At 45.1% G+C, this 1,926-nt stretch carries 3 protein-coding genes and 1 pseudogene; 1 reads left to right on the top strand and 3 read right to left on the bottom strand.

All coding sequences use genetic code 11. From position 1 onward, the window contains the following. Positions 1-185: 185 nt before the first annotated feature. From J5224_RS26000 to J5224_RS25990, 3 genes are read right to left on the bottom strand one after another with little or no spacing between them, the layout of a single operon-like run. The gene (locus J5224_RS26000; RefSeq protein WP_264628076.1) at positions 186-479 is read right to left on the bottom strand and encodes a hypothetical protein; all 294 of its coding nucleotides are present in this window, start codon (positions 477-479) and stop codon (positions 186-188) included. 2 nt (positions 480-481) lie between these two features. Next, the gene (locus J5224_RS25995) at positions 482-940 is read right to left on the bottom strand and encodes a hypothetical protein (RefSeq protein ID WP_264628075.1); all 459 of its coding nucleotides are present in this window, start codon (positions 938-940) and stop codon (positions 482-484) included. Positions 941-992: 52 nt separating this feature from the next. Further along, positions 993-1,442, bottom strand: coding sequence for a hypothetical protein (locus J5224_RS25990; RefSeq protein WP_264628074.1), 450 nt, complete (start codon positions 1,440-1,442; stop codon positions 993-995). A 224-nt stretch (positions 1,443-1,666) separates the two neighbouring features. On the opposite strand from J5224_RS25990, the pseudogene J5224_RS35880 reads away from it, so the two are divergent. Continuing rightward, positions 1,667-1,831, top strand: a pseudogene (locus J5224_RS35880) (transcriptional regulator); the annotation flags it as partial. Positions 1,832-1,926: the final 95 nt, after the last annotated feature.

Raw genomic sequence — 1,926 nt, 5'->3', positions numbered from 1 at the left:
TTACCAGCGAATCATCCCGTTCTTCTACGCCACGGGCGGCTACGTTCGTGGGCGTCCTGCCTGTTCGCTGTTGGTGTGTTGAAAGATAGCGCTACGCTAATCATTAGTCAATAGCGTGGCGCTATTGTTTTTATCTTGGGACGAAAAAAAACCCGCCGCAGCGGGATGAGACAGTTTAGGAATTGTTATTTGAGAAAGTATTTTGATAGCAATGCGATGAGAACTGTGACAATCAATGCTATTACGATCTTCCATGTTTGACCGTTTAGTTCTTTGTGTAAGTCTTCTTTTGTGCACATCGTCGCCTTGATGACCGCCACGTCTGTACTGAGTGTAGAGACCTTATTTTCAAGGTTTTTAACCCTCTCTAACATACCATCGCCTCCATCATTACCGCCGCCATTTTTAAGAATGTCATCTAGTTGAACACTGGATGTGGGCGTGTGTGTATTGCCAGGGAAATTATGAACTGTTCCCATTTTTATCTCCATTCCTTGGCAATGGCAATAGAGCACTCAGATTGATGAATGAGCCCAGCGTCGTCTGTTGGTGCTGAGTCAATATTATGATCATAAAGAAATATTTTAAATGTATAGCAACCAGGCTGCTCGATTGTATAGGTTTCTATAAATGAATGCTGTACGCAATAATCACCATTGCGCGAAAGGTAGCCTTTATGACGTAGAGGGCTTGATTTTGTCTCGCCGCTTGAAATATCCAATCCATTATAAAGTACTGTTATATAAAATGAGTATGGCGCTCCTCTTGGGAGGTTCACGACAGCAACATTTAGCACGAAAGACATTTCATTTGGAAACTTATCACTATCAAGGCATATCAAAGCCCCATCAGGCGGCAATGAAGGAATCTCAGGATAAGAAACTTGGGAGCTGGACGCATAGAAATATGCAATTCTGGCTTGTTTCGCTTCAACTGACATTTTGATTTCCTGCTGTTACTTGTCGCAAAACTTTCCATCAGACCACACAAGCCTAAGCCCTTGCTTTCTCCGAATGGTCTGAACTCTTTCCTTTATCTATCCACTTCCTCACCCTTAATTCTATTGCATCTAAGTAAGCGCGAGCATCCTTGTCCGCCCAATCCGGTGGCGTTGAAGTATCTTTGGATAGAATGAAGTCAACAATAAGCTTGATCGCCTCATCTGCTGCTTGGTAGTCATTCCATGGGTGTGAATCGACATCATTAATCGGATGGTCTAGCGTACCTATTTCCAGTCCCAATTTTTCTTCGATTTCTCTGGCAAGAGGCGATCCCATATTTCTCGGATTGCCACTTTTGCTGTCCATAGCCTGATTTTTTATCTGTGACAGTGTTGCATCTGTCCTTGCTCTACCAAGAGCGACATTGAGACCGGCAATAGTTTTATGCTGGTTGATTAGTTCAAGCAGCCACTCTCGCCTTATTTCTTCAATCGTCTGCATGTCTTCATAAGCTCTTTGGTTTGAATAACGTTATTGAATAGCACTTCGCTAAGTATGGGAAGACGTGAAACGCTATTGACATGCATTAGCGTCACGCTATTATTTGTGTGTGAATAGCACATAGGATCGCCACTTGAATGAACCTTAAAACATACACAAACATGCTTCGCGGGCGAGCAGCTCGGCTGGGACGTGAGTTAAACGTTCCATCAGTGCTGATTTCCCAGTGGGCTAACGGAATCCGGCCAATCCCCGCTGAACGCTGCCCCGAGATCGAGAAAGCAACGAGCGGTGCTGTTACCTGCGAAGAACTTCGCCCTGATGTTGATTGGGCGTACCTGCGCAGTACAGATCGAGGGCAGGGTACACAACCCAGCCAGTTAGCGTAACTACCAGAAGAAAGGGGGAAAGGTAGGTATGGCCGACATCAAAGAAACCATCAAAGCGATGTGCAAGGCGTATCCAGGCGGACGTAACGCAATGG

Source organism: Candidatus Symbiopectobacterium sp. NZEC135 (assembly GCF_025962695.1).
Note: the sequence above shows the minus strand (reverse complement) of the source record. Positions and strands in the feature narration are given on the sequence as shown.

What these genes read in the sequence shown, in the direction of transcription:
- J5224_RS26000 (WP_264628076.1), bottom strand. Translation starts at nt 479, where the DNA reads ATGGGAACAGTTCATAATTTCCCTGGCAATACACACACGCCCACATCC.
- J5224_RS25995 (WP_264628075.1), bottom strand. Translation starts at nt 940, where the DNA reads ATGTCAGTTGAAGCGAAACAAGCCAGAATTGCATATTTCTATGCGTCC.
- J5224_RS25990 (WP_264628074.1), bottom strand. Translation starts at nt 1,442, where the DNA reads ATGCAGACGATTGAAGAAATAAGGCGAGAGTGGCTGCTTGAACTAATC.